Here is a 24,427-nt window from a genome sequence, read left to right on the forward strand (position 1 = left end):
ACCTGGCTCCCAGCCTCGGCGGCCAGCCTGTTCCCGTGACCGACCGCACGCGCCAGCCCCGCTGGTCCCGGCCCGCCCTCGCCGCGGTGCTGGCACTGGCCGCGGTGCTCTACACCTGGGCCCTGTCCGCCAACGGCTTCGCCAACACCTACTACTCCGCGGCGGTGCTCAGCGCCACCCAGAGCTGGTCGGCCTTCTTCTACGGGTCGCTGGACGCCGGTGGCTTCATCACGGTGGACAAGCCGCCGCTGGCTTTGTGGGTGCAGGCCTTGTCCGCCAGGGCGTTCGGCTTCTCCAGCTGGAGCATCCTGCTGCCACAGGCCGTGGCCGGGGTGGCCGCGGTCGCGGTGGTGCACCACGTGACCAGACGCGCTTTCGGCCCGGCGGCGGGCATCCTGGCCGCGCTGGCGCTCACCCTGACCCCGGTGGTGGTCGCGGTGACCCGGCACAACAACCCGGACACCCTGCTGGTCCTGCTGCTCACCCTGGCCGCCTGGGCGCTGTCCAACGCGGTCCGCTCCGGCCGCCTGCTGCCGCTGCTGGCCTGCGCGCTGGCCGTCGGCCTGGCCTTCAACACCAAGATGTTGCAGGCCTATCTGATCGTGCCCGCCGCGGCAGTCGCCTACCTGGTCGGCGTCAGCGGGCCGTGGTGGCGCAAGCTGCTCCGGCTCGGCCTGGCCGGGGTGGTGCTGCTCGGGGTGAGCCTGTCCTGGCTGCTCGCGGTGGACTCGGTCAACCCGGCCGAGCGGCCCTTCATCGGCAGCAGCACCGACAACACGGTCAGCGAGCTGTTGTTCGGCTACAACGGTTTCGGGCGTCTGCTCGGCCAGAACCGGGTCGGCTCGCCGGGGCTGAACGCCGGGGGCGGTGGCGGGGGCAACGCCAGCGGCTGGGACCGGCTGCTCAGCGGCGAGGTCGGCGGCCAGATCGCCTGGCTGTTCCCGTTGGCGCTACTGGGTTTTGCCGCCGCGCTGGTGCTGCGGCGGCAGCGCGCCGAACTTCTGCTGTGGGGCGGCTGGCTGCTCACCACCGCGGTCGTGTTCTCCACCGCCGCCGGGATCTGGCACACCTACTACACGGTCGCGCTGGCCCCGCCGCTGGCCGTGGTGGCCGGTGCGGGCGCGGCCGCGCTGTGGCGGCTGCACCGGGACCGCTCGCACTGGGGCTGGCTGCTGCCGGTGACCGTGGGGCTGACCGGGTTCTGGGGCGCGACCCTGCTCGGCCGCACCCCGGACTACCTGCCCTGGCTGCCGGTGACCCTCGCGCTGCTCGGCCTGGCCACCTCGGTCGCGCTGGCCATCCCGTTGCTGGGCGGCCGCTTCTCCCGCCGCGCGACCGCGCTCACCGCGATCACCGGGCTGCTCGCGGCCCTGGCCGGACCCGCCGCCTACGCGGTGACCCCGCTGACCGCGAAGACCTCGGTGACCTTCCCGATCGCGAAGCCCACGGCCGCGGTCAGGTTCGCCCCGGACCGCGCCGAAGGCCCCAGCGCCGCCGCGCTGGCCCACCTGGAGTCGCAGTACCGGAATGAGCGCTGGGCGGTGGCCGTGGTGGGCGCGCTGGTCGCCGCCCCGGTCATCCTGGACACCGGCCTGCCGGTGATGGCCGTCGGCGGCTTCAACGGCAACGACCCCGCGCCCACCACCGCCCAGCTGCAAAACTATGTCCACAGTGGACAGTTGCGGTTCGTCTGGACCACCGGCGCGTCCCCGACGCTCCAGTTCGGCGGCGGTGGTGGCGCGGGCACGGCCGTGGTGGACGCGGCCCTGTCCTGGGTCACCGCGCACTGCGCACCGGTGCCGGGGACAGGGCAGCTCTACGACTGCTACAGCTCGACCCGCACGCCGTAGTCCACGATCCACCGGTTCAGGCCCAGCAGCGACTCCACCGTGCGCCGGGTCGCGGAATCCGAGCCGACGGTGACCAGCGGTGAGTCCAACAGGGTCTGGATGTCCTTGCGCGGCACCAGTTCGGTCACCGGCGCGGAGGAGTCCTCGATCACCCTGGCCAGTTCCTCGCGCAGCGCCTTCTCATACCCCGCGTCCTGGGTGGAGGGGTACGGGCTCTTCTTGCGCTGCACCACCGACTGCGGCAGCACGTCCGCGGTGGCCGCGCGCAGCAGGCTCTTCTCCTTGCCGTCGAAGGTCTTCATCGCCCACGGCGCGTTGAACACGTACTGCACCAGGCGGTGGTCGCAGAACGGCACCCGGACCTCCAGGCCCACGGCCATGCTCATCCGGTCCTTGCGGTCCAGCAGCAGGTTCACGAACCGGGTCAGGTTCAGATAGCTCAGCTCGCGCATCCGCGCTTCCAGCCCGGTCTCCCCGGCCAGCCTGGGCACCTCCGCCAAGGCCTCCTGGTAGCGCTGCTGCACGTAGTCGCCCAGCTGGAGCCGCTCGGCCAGCCCGCGGTAGACCGACTCGGTCTGGCCATGCGCCCGCGCGGCGATCCACGGGAAGGTGTTCCCGTTGACCGCGACCGGGTCGTGGAACCACTTGTAGCCGCCGAAGACCTCATCGGCGGACTCCCCGGACAGCGCCACCGTCGACCGGCCGCGGATCGCCTTGAACAGCAGGTACAGCGAGAAGTCCATCTCGCCCATGCCGTTGGGCAGGTCGCGGGCGTGCAGCGCGGCCGCGCGCACCACCGGGTCCATCAGGTCGTCGTTGTCCAGCACGATGTTGGTGTGCTCGGCGGCCACGTGCTCGGCCACCTCGGCCACGAACGGCGCGTCCGGGCTGTCCCGGAAGGCGTCGGCGTGGAAGTTGTCGGTGTACCCGGCGAAGTCCACCGAGAACGAGCGCACCGGCCCCGCGCCCTGCGCGGTCAGCGCCTTGGCTGCCAGCGCGGTCAGCGCGCTGGAGTCCAGGCCGCCGGAGAGCAGCGTGCACAGCGGCACGTCCGCGATGAGCTGCCGCTCGACGATGTCCTCCAGCAGCTCCCGCACGGTGCGCACGGTGGTGTCCAGGTCGTCGGTGTGCTCGGTGGCCTCCAGCTGCCAGTACCGGGACTTGCTGATCCCCTTGCGGGACACCGTGACCACTGAGCCGGGCCGCACCTCCGCCAGCCCGCGCAGGATGCCCAGCTCCGGCGTCTTGACGAAGCCCAGCGCCTCGCGCAGGCCGTCCGCGTCCAGCACCGCCTCGGCCAGCGGGTTGGCCAGGATCGCCTTGGGCTCGGAGCCGAAGAGCACGCCGTCGGCGGTGGGGTAGTAGTAGAGCGGCTTGATGCCCATCCGGTCGCGCACCAGCAGCAGCTCCTCGGTGCGGGCGTCCCAGATGGCGAAGGCGTACATGCCGTTGAGCCGGTCCACCAGGGACGGGCCCCACTCCAGGTAGGCGTTGAGCACCACCTCGGTGTCGCTGGCGGTGCGGAAGAGGTGGCCGCGACGCTGGAGCTCGGCGCGCAGCTCGCGGAAGTTGTAGACCTCGCCGCTGTAGGTCAGCACCGCGGTGGTGCGCCCCCGCTCCTCGGCAAGCATCGGCTGGCGGCCGCCCTCAAGATCGATGATGGCCAGTCGCCGCTGTCCGATCGCGGCGTGGCGGTCCAGCCAGAGCCCGGCGTCATCCGGTCCCCGGCAGGCCATCGTCTCGGTCATCGCGGCGGCGGTGTCGTGTTCCTGGGTCAGGTCGCGCTGGTAGCCGACCCAGCCGGCGATTCCACACATGAGAGAGATCCCCCTTCAGCACTGAATTGGTGGGATGTCTCCGACGGTAGACCCGATGGTTGCGTCACGCAACGGTCGGCTTGGTGTTCCCGGCGGCAGGTGGAAGGGTGGAATCGTGACGAACCGGGCCGAACCGAACACGGCGGACGACCAGCTCACCGGCGCACTCGAACACGAGCTGACCCTGTTCACCCGCAAGGCCTTCTGGCGGTTCTGGACCACCCGATATCCCGAGGTCATCGGCCTGGACCAGACGACCTACCCCTACCTGGCGGTGATCTCCGCGCGCCCGGGGCTGACCGTCGGCGAGCTGGCCAGGATGTTCAACGTGGACAAGTCCACGGCCAGTCGTCATGTGGCCAAGCTCACCAGCGCCGAGCTGGCCAGGGTGGTCGACAACCCGCCCAACGCGCGCACCCAGCCGTTGCAGGCCACCGAGGAGGGCAGACGTCGGGTCGCCATCGTGCAGGCCGACCGCGCCGCCTGGCTGCACGGCGTGCTCGCCGACTGGCCCGAACAGGACCGGCGGGACCTGGCCCGCCTGGTCGCCCGCCTCAACGCCGACCTGGACGCCCGCGAGCAGCGGACCAGGGGCCGCTAGCTCAGCGCGGGTCCTCGGCGGCGGCGAGCCGCCGGGTGATCCGTTCGACCTCCGCCCGGCCGATCGGCAGGTGGTGGTCCCACCTCGACCGCGAGGCGCGGACCCACGCCGACTCCCGCTCGAACCGCTCCCACCGCACGGTGCCGGCGGCCGGGCAACGCAGCACCGCGATCGCGGCGTCGGCGTCCCACACGTCCTCGACGGTGGTGAAAACCGCGAAGTAGTAGTGGCCGTCCACGGGCTCGGCCCGCCGCTGGGCCTGCCGGAGGAACACCCGCGCCCGGAACTCGGCCATCCGCCGATCAGGCATCCGGTAGTCGAGCAACCGCAGGGTGTGCCGGTGCTCGGTCGCCGGTTCCCGGACCACCTCCTCGGCGGATTCGAGGTCGAGCACGTCGATCGGCCGGCGGAACACGGCGTAGTCGCCGGTGAACTCCGCATGCCGCCGCCGGACCAGCGCCGCCATGTGCTCGACGACCCGCGCCCACTCGGTTTCCGGCACCTGCTCCGGCAGCCGGCTCAGCAGGTCCGAGGAGCGCCACTGGCCGTCGCCGGTGAACGCCTCTTCCCCGAATTTCGGCTCCGGCCACAGCGGCACCCGGACCACGGCGGAGGGCGCGCCGTCCTCGGTGAGGAGGTGGTGCGCGTAGTTCTCCGCGAGCTCGCGGTCGCACTCCGACTTGAGGTGCGCGGCCTCGGACGCGCTCACCTGGATGGCCTCGTGGGTCCAGTCCCGGCCGGAGTTCAGCCGGTCCAGCTTGTCGGTGAAGGACCAGGTGCCGTACCCGTCGTACTGCTCCTCGCGCAACGGCCCCAGCAGCCGGATGAGCATGTACGACTGGTCGATGTCACAGATGCTGTCCGAGCCCTGGAACGCCGCGTAGTAGCTGAACTCGGTCAGCCCCGAGTTGTGCTCCGCATTGCGGACCGAGTGCACCAGTTCCGCCAGCCGACGGTTGGCGAGCGGCACGTCGAGCTCGTGCGCGGTCCACCCCGGCTCGTCGGCGACCCGGCTCAGCAGATCGGAGGGCCCCCAGCGCAGCTCGCGGGTGAACGCCTCCTCCACTGTCCCGGTCGCCCGGACCACGGCGTGCGCCGATCGTTCCCCGTCGACGAAGATCGCCACGTAGCGCGTGTTCTCCGCCTCGTCGACCTGGTAGTCGCGAGCACCTCGGCTCATGTGATCACCCCCCAGTGATCAGCCGAGCCTAACGCAACGCCCTCGGCCGAGGGCAGGCCCGCCGGTGGTTCCCGGTCATCCGGCGGGCCGCCGTGGTGCCTAGTGCTCGGCGGAACCGAGGGTGGAGAGCAGTTCCTCGATGAAGCCGCCTGCCTCGCGGGCCGCGCGCTCGGGGTCCTGGTCCCGGACCGCCGCCAGCAGGTCCTGGTGGGAGATGTGCCGGTCGCCGTCCACCTCGGAGTCCACCGTGGTCGCGACACTGGCCTTCACCGCCTCGGTGAACCCTCGGTACAGCTCGGTGAGCACCGGGTTCTGCGAGCATTCGACGAGCATCAGGTGGAAGGCGGTGTCGGTGACCACCATCCGCTCCCACTCCCCGGCGGCCAGCGCCGCGTCCCGCTCGGCCAGGGTCTCGGTCAGCCTGCGCAGTTCCTCCTCGCTGCGGCGGACCGCGGCCAGCCGCGCGCCCTCGACCTCCAGCGCGTGCCGCACCTCCAGCACGTCGCGCAGCTCGGCATCGCACAGCCTGCGCACCGCGCCGGACAGCTCACTGGTCGCGCGCACGAAAGTGCCGTCGCCCTGTCGCACCTCCAGCAACCCGGCGTGCGCCAGTGCCCGGACCGCCTCCCGGACCGTGTTCCTGCCCACGCCCAGCGCCGTCACAAGCTCGGGCTCAGCGGGAATCCGCCGCCCGATCGGCCATTCGCCGCTGGTCACCAGCGTGCGCATCTGGTCGATCACCTGCTCGACGAGGCCGGTGCGTCGGGTAGTGGCCAACGGCACAGTCTCATCCTTTCATCCGGACATCCCATGTTTGCTTATAGTACTCGCGTGACCGTGACGCCGACCCTCCCTGACGACATCCGGTCAGCAGCTCAGCCTGCCACTTCCGGCCGCTCCCGTGCAGCTACGGTCGTCGGCGGCAGTTCGCTGTTGATCGTCGGAATCGTGCTTGCCGCGCTCAACCTCCGTCCCGCCGTGACCAGCCTCGCTGCCGTGCTGGCGGAGGTCCGTGATTCTCTGGGCGTCTCGGCAGTCTGGGTCAGCGCGGTAACGGCCGTGCCTACAGTGTGTTTCGGTTTCGCCGGTCTCGTGGCGCCGATGCTCTCCCGCCGCTTCGGCCCGCTGCGCGTGGTGGGCTTCGCACTGGGCCTGCTCGGCCTGGGACTCGCCCTCCGAGTCCTGGACGGACCTGCGGTTCTGCTGGGCGGCACGCTCGCGGCCTGCTCCTCGATCGCGGTGGCCAACGTGCTGATCCCGGTGGTCGTGAAGGAGTCCTTCCCCGGACGGCTCGGTTTTGTCATGGGCGTCTACAGCGCCGCGCTCTCCGCCGGTGGCGCCGCCGCGGCCGCCTTCACCGCGCCGCTGGAGCGGTGGGTCGGCGGCTGGCGGGTCGCGGTCGGGCTGTGGGCGGTGCTCGCGGTGACCGCCCTGGTCGTCTGGGCGGTGGCCCGCCGCCGCGCCCAGCCCCTGGAGGAAGCGGCCCTCGCGCACGACGCACTCGAACAAGCCGCCCCCGGCCACCCGGCCGCCACCGCGACCGCCGCCGCCACTGCGACCGCCGCCACCGTCGCCACTGCCACCGCGGCCGCCACCACCGCGACCTCCGCCACCGCCGCGATCCAGGCCACCACCCCCGACCCGGCCGCCGCGTCCACCACCGCGGCCGCCGGGAGCTCCCGGAGCCTGTTCCGCAGCCCGCTGGCCTGGGCCGTCACCGGCTTCTTCGGCATCCAGTCGCTGGTCGCCTACACCTGGATGGGCTGGCTGCCGGAGATCCTGCGCGACGTCGCCGGCGTCGACCCGACCACCGCGGGCGTCATGCTCGGCGCGCTGATGGTCATCGGCGTGCCCGCCGCGCTGATCATCCCGCCACTGGTCACCCGCCGCCGCGCGCAGTCCGGCTGGGCGGTGGCGATGACCGCGACCTCGCTGCTCGGCGTGCTGGGCCTGCTGTTCGCGCCCACGCTGTCCCCGGTGCTGTGGGTGGTGCTGCTCGGCGTCGGCATGGGCGGGCTGTTCCCGCTCGCACTGACCTTCATCACGCTGCGCTCACGCACCGTGGCCGACACCGCCGGGCTCTCCGCGATGGCGCAGAGCCTGGGCTACCTGATCGCCGCGGTCGGCCCGTTCGGCGTCGGCATGCTGCACGGCTGGACCGGCGGCTGGACCGCCTCGCTGCTGCTGGTCCTCACCGCGATGACCATCCAACTGCTCTTCGGCTACCTGGCCGGCCGCCCCCGCTACGTCTGAGCGCCGGCCCCGCGACCGCGGTGTGCGCGGTCGCGGGGCGGCCCGGCTCAGATCTTGAGCAGCGCGTTCTCCAGCAGCTCCGGCATGGCCGGGTGGATCCAGTACTGCCCGCGCGCCATGGTCCGCGCGTCCAGCCCGAAGTGCATGGCCTGGATCAGCGGCTGGATCAGCGTGGCCGCCTGCGGCCCGATGATGTGCGCGCCGAGCAGCAGCCCGGAGGCCGGGTCGGCGATCAGCTTGCAGAAGCTGGTCGTGTCCTCCATCGCCCAGCCGTAGGCGATGCCGCCGTACTCCTGGGTGACCGCCACGTGGTTGAGCCCGGCCGCCTTGGCCTGCTCCTCGGTCAGCCCGACCGAGGCGACCTGCGGGGTGGAGAACACCGCGTGCGGCACGAACCGGTGGTCGGTGGTCCTGGGCGAGTCCGGGTGCAGCAGGTTGTGCTGGACCACCTTCGCCTCGTGGTTGGCCACGTGCTTGAGCTGGTACGGCGAGCTGACATCGCCCAGGGCGAAGATGCCCGCCACCTCGGTGCGCTGGTGCTCGTCGACCGCGATCCGCCCGTCGGCGTGCGTGCCGACCCCGGTCTTGTCCACATCCAGCAGGTGCGCGTTCGGGATCCGCCCGGCCGCCACCAGCAGCTCCTCGGCCTCCACCACCTCGGCGCCCTCCGGGCCTTCCAGGTGCAGCCGGACCACGCCGTCCACCCGCTCCGCGCGCAGCGCCTTGCGGTTGAGCCGCAGGTCCCAGCGCTGGCTCGCCAACTCGGTGAACCGGGCGGAGATGTCCGCGTCCTCAGCCCGCAGCAGCGCGCCCGAGCGGTTGACCACGGTCACCTGGACGCCGAAGGAGCTGAACACGTGCGCGAACTCGGTGGCCACGAACCCGCCGCCGAGGATCACCATCCGGGCGGGCAGCTTCTCCAGGCGCATCACGGTCTCGTTGGTGTGGAAACCGACCTCGTCGATGCTGGCCACCGCCGGGATCACCGGACGGCTGCCCGCCGCGATGACGAACCGGTCCGCGGTGATGGTCACCCCGGTGCCGGTGTCCAGCTGCTTCGGTCCGGTGAACCTGGCCTCACCGGTGTAGACGGTGACGTTCGGGCACTCCTGCGCGCGGTAGCGGAACCCGCCCTCGGCGATCGGGTCGATCCGGCCGAACACCCGATCCCGGATCTCAGGCCAGTTGACCCCGTGCAGCTCCAGGTCCACGCCGAGCTTGGCCGCGGGCTTCGGGCTGCTGGCGAGCTCGGCGGGATGCACGAACATCTTGGTCGGGATGCAGCCGACGTTGAGGCAGGTGCCACCGAAGACACCCTTCTCCACGATCGCGATGTTCCAGTCGTCGAACCGCTCGTCGATGATCGAGTTGCCCGAGCCGCTGCCGATGATGACCAGGTCGTAGTGAGGCACGCTATCCATCCTGCCTGTCGCTCGTGGTCCGCCTGCCATCGGCGGGGTCGCTGACCGCCACGGGCACCCGGGCGTCGATGACCTGCAACCCGGCCAGCCGCCCGGAGATTCCCCGCTGATCCCGCCCGAAAACCGCCGAAACAGCGTGCGCCAGCAACAACCCGAGCGCCAGCCACAGTGCGATGTCCGCACCGGGCACCTCGGTCGGCGCCGCGGCGAACCCGAGCAGCCCGGCCACCCCGCCGAGCCCGATCAGCCAGCGCACCAGCAGCGCCACCGGCCCAGGCGCCCGCGCGCCCGCCCCCGGCCCCCGGCGCGCACCGTCCCCGGCCGCCACCGGCCGCAGCCGCACGATCACCTGCCCCGGACTCGCGCCCCGCGCCACCATCGTCAGCACCAGCAAGATCCCCGCGGGCAACCACCACTGCGCCCACGCGGGCACCCACGGCCCCGCGACCCCGCCCAGCCCGGCCACCAGCGCGAACACGTTCCCGGCCCACCACACCAGCAGCAGGTCGCACACCATCGCCAGCAACCGCCGCCACCGGGTCACCGGCCGCGGCAGCTCAGCGTCGGCCACCGCCCGCTGACCGGGCACCAGCCGCAGCAGCGGCGCGAACAGCACGCCCAGCGCCGCGCCGGTGGTGTTGGAGATCAGGTCGTCCACGTCGAAGATCCGGAACGCGCACGGGTAGACCCACCAGATCCCGGTCAGCTGGGTCAGCTCGATCAGCAGCGACACGCCCGCGCCGATCAGCGCGCTGGCGAAGAAACCGCGCCGGAACAGGTGCCGGACGAACATGCCCAGCGGCACGAACAGGGCCACGTTGAGCGCGAAGGAGCGGAAGCTGCCGTCCGCGGCCACCCTGGGCAGGTCCCGCCAGCCGTGCACCGAGGGCCACTCGGTGAGCACGTGCAGCGGCTGCCACTGCGCCCGCACGCCGAACTGCTGGCAGAAGTCCGGGCCCACCGGCGGCAGCGGGATCATCACATAGGCGAGCAGCGCCAGCAGGTAGAGCAGGAAGGCGAAGGCCACCGCCACATCGCCGGCCCCCAGGTCGCCGCGCTTGCGGTAGCGCACGGCGACGTAGGGCACGAACAGCACCAGGGCCAGTACGACCGCGGCGATGCCCGCGACCCAGGCCGGTAAGACCCGGACTCCCATCCGGTCAGTGCGCGAAGACCGGGCTGATCACGGCCCGCGCCAGGGTGTGGAACACCAGGTTGAAGCTGACCACCGCCGGGGTGGCCGAGGCGTCCACGCCCAGGGTCTCCACATCCAGCGCGTGCACCGCGAACATGTACCGGTGCGGGTGGTCCCCGGCGGGCGGCGCGGCCCCGCCGTAGCCCTCCGAGCCGAAGTCGGTGCGCACGTGGAAGGCGCCCGCGGGCAGCCCGGAACCGTCCGCGCGGCCCGCGTCAGTGGCCAGTTCGGTGACCGAGGCGGGCACGTCCACCACCACCCAGTGCCAGAAGCCGGACGGGGTCGGCGCGTCCGGGTCGAAGCAGGTCACGGCGAAGCTCTTGGTCTCGGCGGGGAAGCCGCTCCAGCTCAGCTGCGGGGAGCGGTTCTCGCCGGACAGCCCCATCCCGTTGAACACCTGCGCGTTTGTCAGCTGCTCGCCGTCGGCCACGTCGGCGGAGGTGACGGTGAAGGAGCCGACCGGGGGCAGCAGGCTGTAGGGGTCGGGGGCGACGGGACGTTCGAGGCTCATCGGCACTCCAAGAAATGGGGTCTCGCGGGTCATGGGCACCGCGGCTGCGGATCACCCTATCCACCCCTGTCCTACCCCGTCGCGCGGTAGGATCACCCCTGTCGCGACTGGCGTGTTCGGGTGGAACCAACCATCGGGGAGCGGCACGGATCGGTGCGCGCCGTACGCCTGGGCGCAGCCGGAACCCGTTGCCGTGCCGCGAGGAGGACTCGTCCATGCACCAGCCCGCCCTGCCCCACCTCACCCATGCCGACCCGGTGCTCGCCGAACTCGTGCAGGCCGAAGCCGGCCGCCAGTTCGAGAAGCTGCGCATGATCGCCTCGGAGAACTACGTCTCCGAAGCGGTGCTGGAAGCCACCGGCACCGTGCTGACCAACAAGTACTCCGAGGGCTACGCCGGCCGCCGCTACTACGAGGGCCAGCAGCTGGTCGACCCGATCGAGACCATGGCCGTGGACCGGGCCAAGGCGCTCTTCGGCGTGGACCACGCCAACGTGCAGCCCTACTCCGGCTCCCCGGCCAACCTGGCCGTCTACCTGGCCTTCGCCGAACCGGGCGACACCGTGATGGGCATGGCACTGCCCTCCGGCGGCCACCTCACGCACGGCTGGAGCGTCTCGGCCACCGGCAAGTGGTTCCGCGCCGTGCAGTACGGCGTGCGCAAGGAGACCGGCACCGTGGACCTGGACCAGGTGCGCGACCTGGCCCGCGCCGAACGGCCGAAGCTGATCTTCTGCGGCGGCACCGCGATCCCGCGCACCATCGACTTCCCGGCCTTCGCCGAGATCGCCAACGAGGTGGGCGCCATCCTGGTCGCCGACATCGCGCACATCGCGGGCCTGATCGCCGGTGGCGCGCACCCCAGCCCGGCCGGGCACGCCCAGGTCATCAGCACCACCACGCACAAGACGCTGCGCGGCCCGCGCGGCGCGATGCTGATGTCCGACGCCGAACACGCCAAGGCACTGGACAAGGCGGTCTTCCCCGGCCTGCAGGGCGGCCCGCACAACCACACCACCGCCGCCATCGCGGTCGCCCTCGGCGAGGCCTCCGGCCCGGCCTTCCGCGAGTACGCGCACGCCGTGGTGGCCAACGCCAAGGCACTGGCCGAGGCGCTGCTCGCGCGCGGCTTCGAGCTGGTCTCCGGCGGCACTGACAACCACCTGATCCTGGCCGACCTGACCAACAAGGGCATCGGCGGCAAGCCCGCGGCCAAGGCGCTGGACCGGGCGGGCGTGGAGCTGAACTACAACACGGTGCCGTTCGACCCGCGCAAGCCGTTCGACCCCTCCGGCATCCGGCTGGGCACCGCGGGCATCACCACCCGTGGCCTGGGCGTGGAGCAGATGCCGCAGGTCGCGGAGTGGATGGACCGCGCGGTGACCGCGGCCGGGGAGAACGACGAGGCGGCCATCGAGCGCATCGCGGCCGAGGTCGCCGAGCTGATGGCCGGTTACCCGATGCCGGGCTGGGCCCCGCAGGTCTGAGCTGACAAAAGAAAGACGGACCCCCGCCGGTGGCACGGCGGGGGTCCGTCAGCTCAGGTCAGCTCAACGCGGTTCAGTACTTCTCCGGCGAGCGCATGAACAGCGCCAGCAGCAGGTAGAGCAGGAACTGCGGGCCAGGAAGCACGCACGAGACCACGAACAGCAACCGCACCGTGCCGGGCTTCCAGCCGAAGTACTCGGCAAGGCCACCGGCCACGCCGAAGAACACACTGTTGCGCGACCGGGCCAGCCGTCGCGACCTGATCGGGGCGGACATCGTGAGTACCTCCTGGGGTCGGGCCGCTCGCTGCGGCCGCTTCCCCATTCACATTCCCCGTTTCGCGGCCCGCGTACCTCAGGGGAGACCCCGATATTTTCACTCCGGGTGACGGCCGACACTGGGGGCGGCTGCCCCGCGGCCGCTACAGCGCCGTGCGCGAGGTCAGCCAGTTCCCCGCCTCGGCCAGCGCCCGCTCCCGCACCGAGGGCGCGGACAGGAACACGTCGTGCAGCGCCCCCGGCACCGGCGTCACGGTCACCTCCCGGCCCAGCCGCGGCGCCCACCTGGCGATCTGCTCCACGTCGAGCACGGTGTCCGCGTTGCCCGCCGCCTGCTCCCACACCTTGCGGTGCAGCAGGCTCTTGTCCGAGCACAGCACCAGCACCGGCGCGCCCACGTCCAGCCCGGCGTGCACCTGCGCGTGCCCCCGGCGCACCGCGCGCAGCCAGCCCATCCGCACCGGGAAGTGCTCGATCGGCTTCCAGGCCAGGTTGTAGTCCCACTCGCCGTGGTGGGCGCGCAGCAGGCTGTGCGCGTAGGTCGGCGCCAGCGTCGGCTTGACCACCAGCTTCGGCAGCCACCGGCCGACCAGCCGGACGATCGCGGTGCCGATGGTCCGGTTGAACCAGGGCTCGGCCAGGTCCAGCCACGGGCTGTTCAGCACCATCGCGTCCAGCGGCAGCCGACCGCGCCGGGCATCGGCCCACAGTGGGGTGATCAGCCCGCCGGTGGAGTGCGCCATCACCACCAGCCGCTCGTGCCCGTCCTGCCGGATCAGCTCGGCGGCGGCGTCCAGCTCCTCGAAGTGCTCGGCCAGGTCGGTGACGTAGTTCGGCAGCTGGGCCGGCAACAACGACCGGCCATAGGCGCGCAGGTCCAGCGCGTAGAAGTCATAACCGAGTTCACTGAAGAACTCCGCGACGTGGGTCTGGAAGAAGTAGTCGCAGAAACCGTGCACGTAGAGCAAAGCGCCCTTACCGGGAGACTTCGCCGGGTAGCGCACCAGCGTGGCCACCGAGTCCACATTCCGGACCGCGGCCAGCTTGATCGTCCGCGCGCTATAGGCCTCACCCAGGAAGTCCGCTGTCACAGGGACAGTCTGTACCACAAAATCCAATGTGGACTGGCCCGCCGTCCCAGCGGTTCTTAGGCTTCCACCATTCAGCACTCGCACCGCCGCGAAGCCCCGGAAGTGGCCTTCGAGGAGCAGCCGATGACGCGCCAGCGACCATGGACGCCCGAGCGCGACCGCCTCCTCGCCGGGCGTCGCGCCGAGCTGGCCGGCCTGCGCGCCCTGCTGGCCGACGCCGCCGCCGGCCTGCCCCGCGCGGTCCTGGTCACCGGCGCCGCGGGCATGGGCAAGACCACCCTGCTGCGCGCGCTCACCGAGCAGGCCGAGCAGGACGGCCTGCTGGTGCTCAGCGCGCAGGCCGCCCCGGTGGAGCGCGACTTCGCCTTCGGCGTGGTCCGGCAGCTGCTGGAACCGGTGCTGCTCACCGCGCCCGCGGAGAGCCGGCAGCACCTGCTGGCCGGACCGGCGGTGCTGGCCGAACGGGTGCTCGGCTGGGAGGGCCTGCACGGCGAGCGGCCCGCGCTGGACACCTACGCCGCCCTGCACGGCCTGTTCCGCTTCACCGCCAACCTGGCCGCGACCGCGCCGCTGGTCATCGCGGTGGACGACGTCGAGGCCGCCGACCCGCCCTCGCTGCGCTGGCTGGCCTACCTGCGCCGCCGGCTGCACGGCCTGCCGGTGCTGCTGGCCGTCACCCGCGGCGCGGGCCGGGAGGTCGCCGACCCGGCCGCACTGGACGACCTGGTCACCGCGGGCCGGCCGCTCACACTCACCGGCCTGGCCACCGGGGACTGCGCCGAGCTGCTCACCGCCGCCTTCGGCGAGCCGGTCGAGCCCGAGTTCGCCGCCGCCTGCGCCACGGCCACCGGCGGCAACCCGTACCTGCTCGGCGAGCTGGCCCGTGCCGTGCGGGCCGCCGGCGTGCCGCCCACCGCGGCGCACGCGGCCGAGGTGCCCGAGTTCGGCGAGCGGCAGATCGCCCAGCTGCTGCTGCCACGCCTGCACGCCCAGTCACCCGAGGTGACCCGCCTGGCCAGGGCGCTGGCCGTGCTCGGCGCGGCCGAGCTGGACCTGGCCGCCGCGGCCGCCGGACTCGACCCGGCCGAGGCCGCCGAAGCCGCCCGCGAGCTGACCGGGCTCGGCGTGCTCGCCGACGGCAAACCGCTGACCTTCGCCCAGGGCCTGGTCGCGGGCGCGCTCGCGGCCGAGGTCAGCGCGGCCGAACAGCAGATCGCGCACGCCCGCGCCGCCCGGCACCTGCACGCCACCGCGGCCCCGGCCGAACAGGTCGCCGCGCACCTGGCCGCCACCGGACCCGGCGCGGTCACCGGCGACTGGATCACCGGCACCCTCATCCGCGCGGCCCACGGCGCGGCCGCCAACGGCGCCCCCGAGCTGGCCGTGCGCTGCCTGCGCCGCGCCCTCGCCGAACCCCAGCCCGCCGAGGACCTGGCCGAGCTGCGCCTGGAGCTCGCGCTCACCGAGCTGCAGGTCGACCCGGACACCGCCGCGGCCCGCCTGGCCGAGCTGACCGGCGAGGACACCGACCCGGTGCTGGCCGCCAAGGCCGCGCACGCGCTGGCCCAGGAGCTCGGCGAGGCCGACCGGCACGCCGAGGGCATCGCCCTGCTGGAGCGCGCCGCTGCCAGGGTCGAGCCGCACGAGGCCGACCTGGCCAGGCAGCTGCGGCTGTCCGTGCTGTGCCTGCACGTCGACGACTGCCACGTCCAGCCCGATCTGCCGCACCGCCTGGCCGGACTGCGCGGCGCGGCAGGCTCGATGCGGGCCAGCCGGTTCGCCGACACGCTGCTCGCCTTCCAGGCCGCGGTTGGCGGCCCCAGCGCGGCCGAGGCCGAGCCGCTGGTGCTGCGCGCCTGGGCCCAGCGCGGCGGCACGCCGGTCGCCGGTCCCGGCGCCGAGCTGGCCGAACGCTGGGAGTTCGCCTACCTGGTCGCCGGACTGTTCGTGCTGGAACGCCTCGACCTGGCCGAGGCGCACTGCACCGAGCTGCTCACCGCGGCCCGCCGCCTCGGCTACTCGCTGCGCGCCGCCGCCGCGCTCGGCCTGCGCGCCCAGGTCCGCTGCCGCCGCGGCGCGCTGGCCGAGGCCGAGGCGGACGCCCGCGCCGCGCTGGCCGTGCTGGACGAGCTGCGCACCGGCACCCGCAGCGCCACCCTGTTCGCGGTGGCCACCCTGGTGGAGATCCTGCTCGAACGCGGCGAGGCCCCGGCCGCCGCGGACCTGCTGCACGACCGCGGCCTGGCCGACGAGCTGCCCGCGGGCTGGCGCTACAACTACCTGCTGCTGGTCCGAGGCCTGCTGCGGGCCTCCCTGGGCGACCTCAGCGGCGGCCTGGCCGACCTCGAACAGGTCGGAAAGCGCTTCCTGGACCGGGGGGTCACCGACCGCGCGCTGCTGCTGTGGCGCTCCTGCGCGGTCCCGCTCTACCTGGTCACCGGCCGGCGCGCGGAGGCCGAACGGCTCGCCGCCGAGGAGCTCGCGCTGGCCCGCCGCTGGGGCGGACCCGGCCCGCTGGGCGTCGCGCTGCGCACCGCCGCGCTGACCGCGCCGGAGGCCGAGCGGACCACCCTGCTGACCGAGTCGGTGCGTCACCTGGAGAACTCCCCGGCCCGCCCCCAGCTGGCCCGCTCACTGGCCGAGCTGGCGCTGCACCTGGGCGCCCAGGGCAAGACCACCCAGGCCGGCGCGCTGCTGCGGCGCGCGCTGCGGCTGGCCGAGGACTGCGGCGCGGACGTGCTCGCCGACTCGATCCGCCGCCAGGCCGCCGGCCTGGGCGAACCGCGCCGCGGCGCGGCGGTGGACGGCGGCGAGCTGACCCCGCACGAGCTGCGGATCGCCGAGCAGGTGGTGCGCGGCCGGACCAACCGGGAGATCGCGGAGGGCTTCCTGGTCACCTCGCGGGCGGTGGAACAGCACCTGACCAGGATCTACCGGAAGCTGGGCATCGCCCGCCGCTCGCAACTGGCCGCCGCCCTGCTGAGCAGGAGCGGCGGCCAGTCGTGGGTCCGGCGTGCGCCAGGCGGCGATTAGCCGATTGAGATCAGTCCGGCGAGCCCGGCAATCTTGATCCTGATACCGAGGATGTTGATCCGGAGACCAAGGTTGATGTTGACCTTCAGCCCGACCCTGATCGAGCCCAGGTCGACCCGGACACCACCCTTGAGGATCGTGCAGCCCGACCCGACCCTGAGTTTGATGATCTCGCCGGTGTCCAGCCTGACCTTGATGGCGCCCTTGAGGACGGCGACCACCTCGGCGTCCTCGTAGTCGTAGTCATCGTGGTCGGCCGCGGCGGCGACCGTGCTGGTCGCTGCCGGTGCAGGGGTCGCTGCCATGGCTGGTGCGGCGATGAGGAACAATCCTGCTGACATCGCGGTGGCGGCAACGGTGGCGACGGTTCGTCTGGTGAAGGATCGCATTGTCCTGGCTCCCTCGTTCCTAGCGTGAGCCCAGATCGGGCTCAACTCCCAGTGAACATTCATCACTAGGGAGATGGCAGGGTGGATGGGCCATTCTCATCCCATTCGTCATTACCCACAGGTATGCGAACGGCCGAGAGTGACCGAGATCCACCAAATCGGTTGACCACGGTCACTCTCGCCGGTGGTTCGATTGCGATATTTGGGTCAGAGCACGATCACCAGGTTCGCCAGCAGCGAGCCCGCGACGCTGATGCCGCGGACGTTGACCTTGCCGCCGACGGCCAGCGAGCCCTCGATCCGGGTGTCCTTGCCCAGGTGCACGTCCACGGTGGCGCCGGAGGCGAGCTTCAGCGTGAGCTTCTTGGTGGTCGCCGACAGCACGGTGGCGCTCGAGAGGTGGAAGCCGGCCGACTGCTCGGCGGCGGTGGCCGCCGGGGCGGCGGAGGCGATGCCGCCGGTCAGCAGCAGACCGGCGGAGAGGGCGAGCGCGGAGGTGCCTGCCGCCAGGAACTTGGTCACGTTGCGCATTGTTCACTCCCATTAATTCGGAGATTTTGTCATTGCCATGCCGGGTCGCGGTCCGACGGGAGAATCAGAACAGTGCGCGGTAATCGCGGACAAGACCGGCGACCGAAGCCGCAGAAAAGCGGAACCGCACTTCGGAATAGGTGTAGTTCTCACCTTCGCTGAATTTCCTCAGTACTTCGGCCATCCGCACCCGGCTGCGCCGTCCAGGTCCGAAGGCTGGGCCGCCCGGCCTATTCGGACTACCGAAGTGCCGGACCCTGAGTTGTCCCTGAGTTGTCCCTGAGACCGACCGCACGAGCGCGCACGCGTCTGTACGCTCGAATGCAGTACCGCTTTACACCGACTAACGGGGGTTGACGATGGCGGACGACGCGGCCCAGGTGCCCGTGGCGACTGGGCGCACCCGGTTCCCACAGATCAGCCCGAGGGCCTACGAACACCCGGCCGACCGGGGCGCCCTGGCCACCGCACGCGCGGTGCCCGGCTTCCCGGCCGTCCTCAAGGCGATCTACGGCGCCCTTCCGGAGCGCAGCGAACGCCTGCTCGCCCTGGCGACCTCGATCAAGGTCTCGGAGAACCAGTACCCGGAGCTGCACCGCCTCCGGGTCGAATGCGCCACCGCGCTCGACCTCGAGCAGGTGCCCGACCTCTTCGTCGCGCGCGACCCGCACCCCAACAGCTACGCGATGGGGATGGACGAGCCGTTCATCGTCATCACCACCGGACTGGTCGAGCTGCTGGACGAGGAAGGGCTCCGGTTCGTGCTCGGCCACGAGATGGGCCACATCCTGTCCGGGCACGTCCTGTACTACACGATCCTGCGCCGCCTGATCGGCCTGGCCGCGGGCATGGCCTGGATGCCGGTCGGGTACTGGGGCCTGCGCGCGATCATCCTCGCGCTGCAGGACTGGCACCGCCGTTCCCAGCTCTCCGCCGACCGCGCCGGCCTGCTGTGCGTGCAGGACGCGGCCGTGGCGCTGCGGGTGCACATGATCCTCTCCGGGGTCACCGACCCCACCAAGATCGACACCGCCGAGTACCTCAAGCAGGCCGCCGACTACGACGGCGTGGAGGACGTGCGCGACAGCGTGCTCAAGCTCATCCACCTGGACGGGCTCACCCACCCGCTGCCCGTCGTGCGGGCCGCCGACCTGCAGCAGTGGGCGGCGAGCGAGCAGTACCGCGACATCCTGGCCGGGAACTACCCGCGCCGCGGCGACGACAGCACCACCTCGAACTGGAAGGACGACATCAAGGGCGCGGCGAAGTCCTACAAGGAGGCCATCACCTCCTCGGCGGACCCCCTGGCCAAGGTCCTCAGCGAGGTCGGCAACCTGGTCTCGGACACCGCGGGCAAGGTGTGGAACTCCTTCACCGGCGGCAACCGCGGCGACAGCAACCGCGGCGACAGCGGCGGCGACGCGGGCAAGGCCTCCGGCCCGTCCGCGAACTGAGCCGAGCGCTCCCACGGAACACAACCGCCCGTTGAGCCCCGGCTCGGCGGGCGGTTCCGCTGCGCGCGACTCCCGCGCTGGCCCGACCCCAGCGCTGTGTCTGCCCCGTGCTGTGCCCGACCCCCGCGCCGCCCGGCCCCCGTGCTGTGCCCGACTCCAGCGCTGCCCAGCCCCCGTGCTGTGCCCGGCCCGCGCGCCCGACACCCGGCTCCGCGTTCGTCGCCTGGCCCGCGCGCCCACCGCTCGACCCCGCGCCCGTCCCTTGGCCCCACGTCCGTCGCTCGACCCCGCGCCCGTCCCTTGGCCCCGTGCCCGTCGCTCGACCTCGCGCCCGCCGCCAGCCCCACGTCCGTCGCTCGACCTCGCGCCCGCCGCCAGCCCCGAGCCCGCCGCTCGGCCTCGCGCCCGCTGTCCGACCCCGCGCCCGCCGTCCGACCCCGCGTCCGTCGCCCGGCCGCCGGCCTCCGGCCCCGCTCAGTCCCCGGTGGCGGAGAAGTGCATGTAGTCCTTGGGTGTCCGCCAAGTCCCGCCCCAGGTCCACCCGATCGCGCCAAAGGCCTGCACCACCGCGTCCCCGGCGTGGATCATGCCGGGCTTGCGCTGCCGCCGGTCCACGTACGCCGAGGCCAGCTCCGGCAGCACCAGGTCCCCGCGCAGGTAGGGGTTGGCGAACGGGTTGAGGTCCACCGCGAGGCCCTTGGCGTGTGCGGACCAGCGGGTCTGCCCACGCGCCGGGCGGCAGACGAAGCCGTTGGTGTTGTTGCCGTCGCCGGTGGGCGGGGCGTCCAGCTCGGCCTTGGCGGTCACCCGCATCTCCTCGATCGGGAACCGGGCCGCGTACAGCCGCTCGAACACCGCGCGCACCTTCTCCGCCACACCCGCGGCCAGGATCAGCTCGCCGGTGTGCGGCCGGTCGTCGAATCCCCAGAACGACACGGTCAGGTACCGCAGCTCGTCCTTGCCGACCGGGCAGTCCGGCTGCCAGGTGCTGCGCGCGAGCACCTCGGCCGGCACCGGGACCACGACCGAGGCGAACCGCCCGTCCTTCGGCGGCGGCAGCCGGTCCGCGCTGGGCAGTCTGCGCTGGGCCAGTTCGGGCGGGGTGGGCAGCACCTGCCCGAAACCATCCGGCCGCTTGGGCAGCGGTCGCGCGCCGACCGTCCACATCGGCGGCGGGGGAGCGGGCCGCTGCTCACCGCCGGGCGGGGCGCTGCTGGGCGGCGGGGTGCTGGCTGGCGGGGTGCTGGTCTCGAACCGGAACGTCAGCGGCGGCGCGGGCGTGCTGGTGGTCACCGGCTCCGCCGGCCCCTGACAAGCGGTCAGTGCCACCGCGAGACCCAGTGCGACCGCCGTGCCGGCCCAGCTTCCGCTCCCCACCCGTCCAGCATGGCATGAACCGCGCCTACACCCGTTCAGCGTAGTAATCCCTCGACCAAACGACGGAGTATGCTTCCCCGTGCGTGCGCTGGGTGCCCGATCAGTCGCACAGCGTGCCGATCGTGAGAGGTATGTCGATGACGAACACCGAACCGCCGCGCAACCGGTGGTGGCTGCTGGCGCCCGCGGCGGCGCTGGTGCTCCTCGGCGGACTGGTCTACTCGGTGCTGAGCCCCGCGTCCGCGCCGGAGGCCCAGCGCGACGACGTGCAGCTGCGCTCGGCCCGGATCGTCGGCGGCACCACCACCAACACCTCGGCGCACCCGTGGGCGGTCTACCTGACCGGCCGCGCGGGCAACCAGTACTGCGGCGGCACCCTGATCGCGCCGACCAAGGTGCTCACCGCCGCGCACTGCGTGGTCAACCGCGCGCCCGCCGACATCAGGGTGGTCGCCGGGCGCACCGACACGCAGAGCCGCACCACTGGCCGGGTGCTGCCGGTCAACCGGATCTGGACGCACGCGGAGTTCGAGTCGGTGTTCAACGGCGACGACCTCGGCGTGCTCACCCTCGGTGAGGCCTTCGACGTGCCGACCCTGCCGCTGGCCGAGCACAACGACCCGCGCTACCGGCCGGGCACCAAGGCGACCGTGGTCGGCTGGGGCGCGACCAAGGAGGCCGGGCCCACCTCCCGTTACCTGATGCAGGCGACCGTGCCGGTGCTGCCGGACACCAGCTGCGCCCGGCCCTACCGCACCTACGACCCGGCCGAGATGTTCTGCGCCGGGTACGACAAGGGCGGCATCGACGCCTGCCAGGGCGACTCGGGCGGTCCGCTGGTCGCCGAGGGACGGCTGATCGGGATCACCTCCTGGGGCGAGGGCTGCGCCCAGCAGAACAAGCCCGGCGTCTACACCAAGATCGGCAACTACCTCGACCTGATCAACGCCCAGCTCGGCCAGCGCCGCGCGCCCAGGTGAAAATTCAGTCCGACTGGTAAACGCCGCGTTTCCGATCATTACGTCTTCACGCAACAACAGATTAACCACGCCGTCCTGAGCTGGGTTCTGCCTGCTCAGCAGTGGTCCGCACGGCCAGAAACTGATTAGGCCGAACGGGTCACGACGAAGGGCGGTTGTCGGCGCAAACACTCCTCGCGTTGCCTACAGCGCAACCCGGCCACCTGGGCTGGGACCTCGTACGAGGGCACGGGGAAGGAGTGACCGTTGGCGACCACCCTGCATCGCCTGGTCAAGTTCATCGGGGTCGCGGCAGCCGCCGTGACCCTCGGCCTGGCGCCCGGCGCCATGGCCAGCGCGGCACCGCCGCCGGAGACGACGGTCGACCCGTTGATCGTCGGCGGCACCGCGGCCACCACCCAGCAATACCCCTGGACCGTCGCGCTGCTGCTCGATGGCCAGCAGTGGTGCGGCGGCACGCTCGCCGCGCCGAACAAGGTCGTCACCGCCGCGCACTGCACCGCGGGCAAGGCCGCCTCCCGCTGGCAGATCGTGGCCGGCCGCACCGACCTGCGCACCAGCCAGGGCCACACGGCCAGGGTGACCAAGATCTGGCAGCACCCGAACTACCGCAGCGTCACCCAGGGTGACGACGTGGCGGTGATGACGCTGGACCGCAGCCTCAACTACACCACCCTGCCGCTGGCCAAGCCCGCGGACTCGGGGCTGTACCAGGCCGGCACCCAGGCTCGCGCGCTCGGTTGGGGCGACACCACCGGCAACGGCGACTACTCCGACACGCTCCGTCAGGTCGTCGTGCCGCTGACCTCCGACCAGACCTGCTCGAGCGCGTACTCGGAGTACAAGAGTGCGTCCATGGTCTGCGCGGGCTACCCGCAGGGCGGCAAGGACACCTGCCAGGCCGACTCCGGCGGCCCGCTCGTGGTGAGCGGCAAGCTGGTCGGAATCACCTCCTGGGGTGAGGGTTGCGCACAGGCCGGCAAGCCCGGTGTGTACGCCCGCGTGTCCAGCTACTACAGCCAGCTGGCTGCGCAAATCGGCTCTTAACAGGCACGGAGTGGCCCGCCGCCCAATTGGCCCACACCGAACGACCGTTGTGTGGCGGGTCACTCCTCTGTTGCTCTTGGTATGCGTCTCCCACTCGTTCGAGGGCACGAGAAAAGGAGCCCCACCATGGCGGTAACCCTGCGTCGCCTTGGCCGAATGCTCGGCATCGTCGCCGCGGTCGCGGCGGTCAGCTTCTCCTCCGCGGCGGCCGTGAACGCCTCGCCGTCATCCGACGTCGACCCGTTGATCGTCGGCGGCACCCGGGCATCGATCAGCGAGCACCTGTACACGGTGTACCTGGCCTCCGGCAGCTCCGGCTCCGGCCAGTTCTGCGGCGGCACCCTGGTCGCGGCGAACAAGGTCGTCACCGCGGCGCACTGCACCAAGGGCCGTTCCCCGTCGAGCACCTTCGTGGTGCACGGCCGCGAGGACAAGCAGAGCACCGCGGGCACCGTCGCCCGGGTCACCAAGATCTGGGTGCACCCCAGCTACGCCACCGCCACCGCGGGCTACGACGTCTCGGTGCTGACCCTGGACCGCAACATCAGCGGCCCGACCGTGCCGCTGGCCACCCCGTCGGACACCGCGCTCTACGCCGCGGGCCAGAGCGGGCTGATCCTCGGCTGGGGTACCACCAGCTCGGGCGGCTCCGCCTCGCGCTACCTGCTCAAGGCGAACGTGCCGCTGACCTCGGACCAGACCTGCAAGACGGCGTACTCGCAGTACAGCAACACCTCGATGGTGTGCGCCGGTCTCCCGCAGGGCGGCGTGGACACCTGCCAGGGTGACTCCGGCGGCCCGCTGATCGTCGGCGGCAAGCTCATCGGCGCCACCTCCTGGGGCCGTGGCTGCGCTTCGCCGAACTACCCCGGCGTGTACGCCCGGATCGCTCCGTACCACGCGGTGCTGAGCCAGCAGATCGCCTCTTAGCCCCTGCCGCAAGGCCACAACTGAATATCCCTGCACCCCGATGGGGCGGTCCGTGCACGCGGGCCGCCCCATCGGGCTGTCTCCGGCTTGTCCAGCCAAGGTCACCCGCGTGGGTTGCGTTCGCCGACTCGACTTGTCCGCCCGCGCCACCGGGGCTGTCCTGGGGGAGGGGAGGCGAGCAGACGGGAGCGGACGATGAGGTCTGGCACGCGTGCACGGCTCGGTTGGTCCGGCATCCGCGCGGCGATCGTGGGAGTCCTGCTCCTGTGCGCCGCGCCCGCACCCGCGCTCGCGGACCCCATTCCGCCGCCGGACACCCAGGTGGTCGGCGGCACCAGGGCCTCGATCTTCGAGTTCCCTTGGACGGTCGCGATCGCCAAGGCCGAGGGCCCGGTCATCTGCGGTGGCACCCTGGTCACGCCGACCATGGTGCTCACCGCCGCGCACTGCGCGGTCGGCCGCCAGCCCAAGGACCTGCTGGTCATCGCGGGCCGGGAGGATCTCCTGGCGCTGGGCGGCGAGGTCCGCGCGCTCACCGGGATCTGGATCCACCCGTTCTACACCGACGTGCGGGCGGGTGACGACGTCGCGGTGCTGCGCCTGGCCCTGCCGCTGGCGCTGCCCACCCTGCCACTGGCCACCCCGGCCGACGCCCTGCTCTACGGCCCGGGCTCCTACACCACCGCGCTGGGCTGGGGCCGCACCGCCGAGGGCGGCTTCCCGTCCCGCTACCTGCTCAAGGCCGCGCTGCCAGTGGTCAGCGACCCGCTCTGCCAGTCCGTGCTGGCTGGATTCGAGGCAGGCTCGATGATCTGCGCCGGCTACGCCAACGGCGGCGTGGACACTTGTCAGGGCGACTCGGGCGGCCCGCTGGTGGCCGGCGGCAAGCTGGTCGGCGTGACCTCCTGGGGCATCGGCTGCGCGCGCCCGTTCCAGCCCGGCGTGTACGTGCGGGTCAGCACGTACCAGCCGCTGCTGGACCTGGTGCTCAGGTCCTAGCA

The 24,427-nt window shown here is 72.1% G+C and carries 21 protein-coding genes and 1 riboswitch; of the genes, 10 read left to right on the top strand and 11 right to left on the bottom strand.

Annotated features, from left to right (window positions below; genetic code table 11):
• Positions 1-35: 35 nt before the first annotated feature.
• Positions 36-1,850 (top strand): glycosyltransferase family 39 protein, encoded by a 1,815-nt coding sequence (locus M8C13_RS12430; RefSeq protein WP_252480691.1) that lies wholly within the window; start codon positions 36-38, stop codon positions 1,848-1,850.
• On the opposite strand, the gene asnB is transcribed toward M8C13_RS12430, so the two are convergent.
• The gene (gene asnB / locus M8C13_RS12435; protein ID WP_252480692.1) at positions 1,826-3,667 is read right to left on the bottom strand and encodes an asparagine synthase (glutamine-hydrolyzing); all 1,842 of its coding nucleotides are present in this window, start codon (positions 3,665-3,667) and stop codon (positions 1,826-1,828) included. The two genes, M8C13_RS12430 and asnB, sit on opposite strands and share 25 nt — an antisense overlap.
• Before the next feature lie 115 nt (positions 3,668-3,782).
• On the opposite strand from asnB, the gene M8C13_RS12440 reads away from it, so the two are divergent.
• A complete protein-coding gene (locus M8C13_RS12440; protein WP_252480693.1) occupies positions 3,783-4,268 on the top strand; it encodes a MarR family winged helix-turn-helix transcriptional regulator in 486 nt (161 codons plus the stop codon).
• A gap of 1 nt (position 4,269) precedes the next feature.
• On the opposite strand, the gene M8C13_RS12445 is transcribed toward M8C13_RS12440, so the two are convergent.
• Together M8C13_RS12445 and M8C13_RS12450 are read right to left on the bottom strand one after the other, a co-directional pair.
• Positions 4,270-5,448: a hypothetical protein gene (locus M8C13_RS12445; protein ID WP_252480694.1), complete on the bottom strand. Its 1,179-nt coding sequence runs from the start codon at positions 5,446-5,448 to the stop codon at positions 4,270-4,272.
• A gap of 99 nt (positions 5,449-5,547) precedes the next feature.
• Entirely contained in the window at positions 5,548-6,231 is a 684-nt protein-coding gene (locus tag M8C13_RS12450; protein WP_252480695.1) for a FadR/GntR family transcriptional regulator, read from the bottom strand.
• Between the two features lie 27 nt (positions 6,232-6,258).
• Here M8C13_RS12450 and M8C13_RS12455 point away from each other — a divergent pair, with 27 nt between their 5' ends.
• Positions 6,259-7,701 (top strand): MFS transporter, encoded by a 1,443-nt coding sequence (locus tag M8C13_RS12455; protein WP_252480696.1) that lies wholly within the window; start codon positions 6,259-6,261, stop codon positions 7,699-7,701.
• Between the two features lie 47 nt (positions 7,702-7,748).
• Here M8C13_RS12455 and M8C13_RS12460 read toward each other — a convergent pair whose 3' ends face one another.
• From M8C13_RS12460 to M8C13_RS12470, 3 genes are read right to left on the bottom strand one after another with little or no spacing between them, the layout of a single operon-like run.
• Positions 7,749-9,113 (bottom strand): mycothione reductase, encoded by a 1,365-nt coding sequence (locus M8C13_RS12460; protein ID WP_252480697.1) that lies wholly within the window; start codon positions 9,111-9,113, stop codon positions 7,749-7,751.
• A 1-nt stretch (position 9,114) separates the two neighbouring features.
• A complete protein-coding gene (locus M8C13_RS12465; protein ID WP_252480698.1) occupies positions 9,115-10,278 on the bottom strand; it encodes a VanZ family protein in 1,164 nt (387 codons plus the stop codon).
• Positions 10,279-10,282: 4 nt separating this feature from the next.
• Entirely contained in the window at positions 10,283-10,828 is a 546-nt protein-coding gene (locus tag M8C13_RS12470; protein WP_252480699.1) for a YbhB/YbcL family Raf kinase inhibitor-like protein, read from the bottom strand.
• A 93-nt stretch (positions 10,829-10,921) separates the two neighbouring features.
• A riboswitch (ZMP/ZTP riboswitch) is annotated at positions 10,922-11,009 on the top strand.
• 34 nt (positions 11,010-11,043) lie between these two features.
• Here M8C13_RS12470 and glyA point away from each other — a divergent pair.
• Positions 11,044-12,315: a serine hydroxymethyltransferase gene (gene glyA / locus M8C13_RS12475; protein ID WP_252480700.1), complete on the top strand. Its 1,272-nt coding sequence runs from the start codon at positions 11,044-11,046 to the stop codon at positions 12,313-12,315.
• A 73-nt stretch (positions 12,316-12,388) separates the two neighbouring features.
• Here the strand turns inward: glyA and M8C13_RS12480 are convergent, their stop codons facing one another.
• Together M8C13_RS12480 and M8C13_RS12485 are read right to left on the bottom strand one after the other, a co-directional pair.
• Positions 12,389-12,592, bottom strand: a complete 204-nt coding sequence (locus M8C13_RS12480; RefSeq protein WP_252480701.1) for a PspC domain-containing protein — start codon at positions 12,590-12,592, stop codon at positions 12,389-12,391.
• A 145-nt stretch (positions 12,593-12,737) separates the two neighbouring features.
• Positions 12,738-13,685, bottom strand: coding sequence for an alpha/beta hydrolase (locus tag M8C13_RS12485; RefSeq protein WP_252480702.1), 948 nt, complete (start codon positions 13,683-13,685; stop codon positions 12,738-12,740).
• Positions 13,686-13,808: 123 nt separating this feature from the next.
• Here M8C13_RS12485 and M8C13_RS12490 point away from each other — a divergent pair, with 123 nt between their 5' ends.
• On the top strand, positions 13,809-16,718 hold the full coding sequence (locus M8C13_RS12490; protein WP_252480703.1) for an AAA family ATPase: 2,910 nt from the start codon (positions 13,809-13,811) through the stop codon (positions 16,716-16,718).
• On the opposite strand, the gene M8C13_RS12495 is transcribed toward M8C13_RS12490, so the two are convergent.
• Together M8C13_RS12495 and M8C13_RS12500 are read right to left on the bottom strand one after the other, a co-directional pair.
• Positions 16,715-17,107, bottom strand: coding sequence for a hypothetical protein (locus M8C13_RS12495; protein ID WP_252480704.1), 393 nt, complete (start codon positions 17,105-17,107; stop codon positions 16,715-16,717). The genes M8C13_RS12490 and M8C13_RS12495 overlap by 4 nt on opposite strands.
• Positions 17,108-17,314: 207 nt before the next feature.
• The gene (locus M8C13_RS12500) at positions 17,315-17,638 is read right to left on the bottom strand and encodes a hypothetical protein (protein ID WP_252480705.1); all 324 of its coding nucleotides are present in this window, start codon (positions 17,636-17,638) and stop codon (positions 17,315-17,317) included.
• 359 nt (positions 17,639-17,997) lie between these two features.
• Between M8C13_RS12500 and M8C13_RS12505 the strand changes: the two genes are divergently transcribed.
• The gene (locus tag M8C13_RS12505) at positions 17,998-19,092 is read left to right on the top strand and encodes a M48 family metallopeptidase (protein ID WP_252480706.1); all 1,095 of its coding nucleotides are present in this window, start codon (positions 17,998-18,000) and stop codon (positions 19,090-19,092) included.
• A gap of 474 nt (positions 19,093-19,566) precedes the next feature.
• Here the strand turns inward: M8C13_RS12505 and M8C13_RS12510 are convergent, their stop codons facing one another.
• Positions 19,567-20,469: a M15 family metallopeptidase gene (locus M8C13_RS12510; protein WP_252480707.1), complete on the bottom strand. Its 903-nt coding sequence runs from the start codon at positions 20,467-20,469 to the stop codon at positions 19,567-19,569.
• Between the two features lie 137 nt (positions 20,470-20,606).
• Between M8C13_RS12510 and M8C13_RS12515 the strand changes: the two genes are divergently transcribed.
• The 4 genes from M8C13_RS12515 (at position 20,607) to M8C13_RS12530 (ending at position 24,425) form a co-directional block, all read left to right on the top strand.
• Positions 20,607-21,449, top strand: coding sequence for a trypsin-like serine protease (locus tag M8C13_RS12515; protein WP_252480708.1), 843 nt, complete (start codon positions 20,607-20,609; stop codon positions 21,447-21,449).
• 246 nt (positions 21,450-21,695) lie between these two features.
• Positions 21,696-22,496 (top strand): trypsin-like serine protease, encoded by an 801-nt coding sequence (locus M8C13_RS12520; protein WP_252480709.1) that lies wholly within the window; start codon positions 21,696-21,698, stop codon positions 22,494-22,496.
• A gap of 126 nt (positions 22,497-22,622) precedes the next feature.
• A complete protein-coding gene (locus M8C13_RS12525; protein WP_252480710.1) occupies positions 22,623-23,426 on the top strand; it encodes a trypsin-like serine protease in 804 nt (267 codons plus the stop codon).
• 195 nt (positions 23,427-23,621) lie between these two features.
• Positions 23,622-24,425, top strand: a complete 804-nt coding sequence (locus M8C13_RS12530; protein ID WP_252480711.1) for a trypsin-like serine protease — start codon at positions 23,622-23,624, stop codon at positions 24,423-24,425.
• Positions 24,426-24,427: the final 2 nt, after the last annotated feature.

It is taken from the genome of Crossiella sp. SN42 (assembly GCF_023897065.1).
Lineage (GTDB): Bacteria > Actinomycetota > Actinomycetes > Mycobacteriales > Pseudonocardiaceae > Crossiella.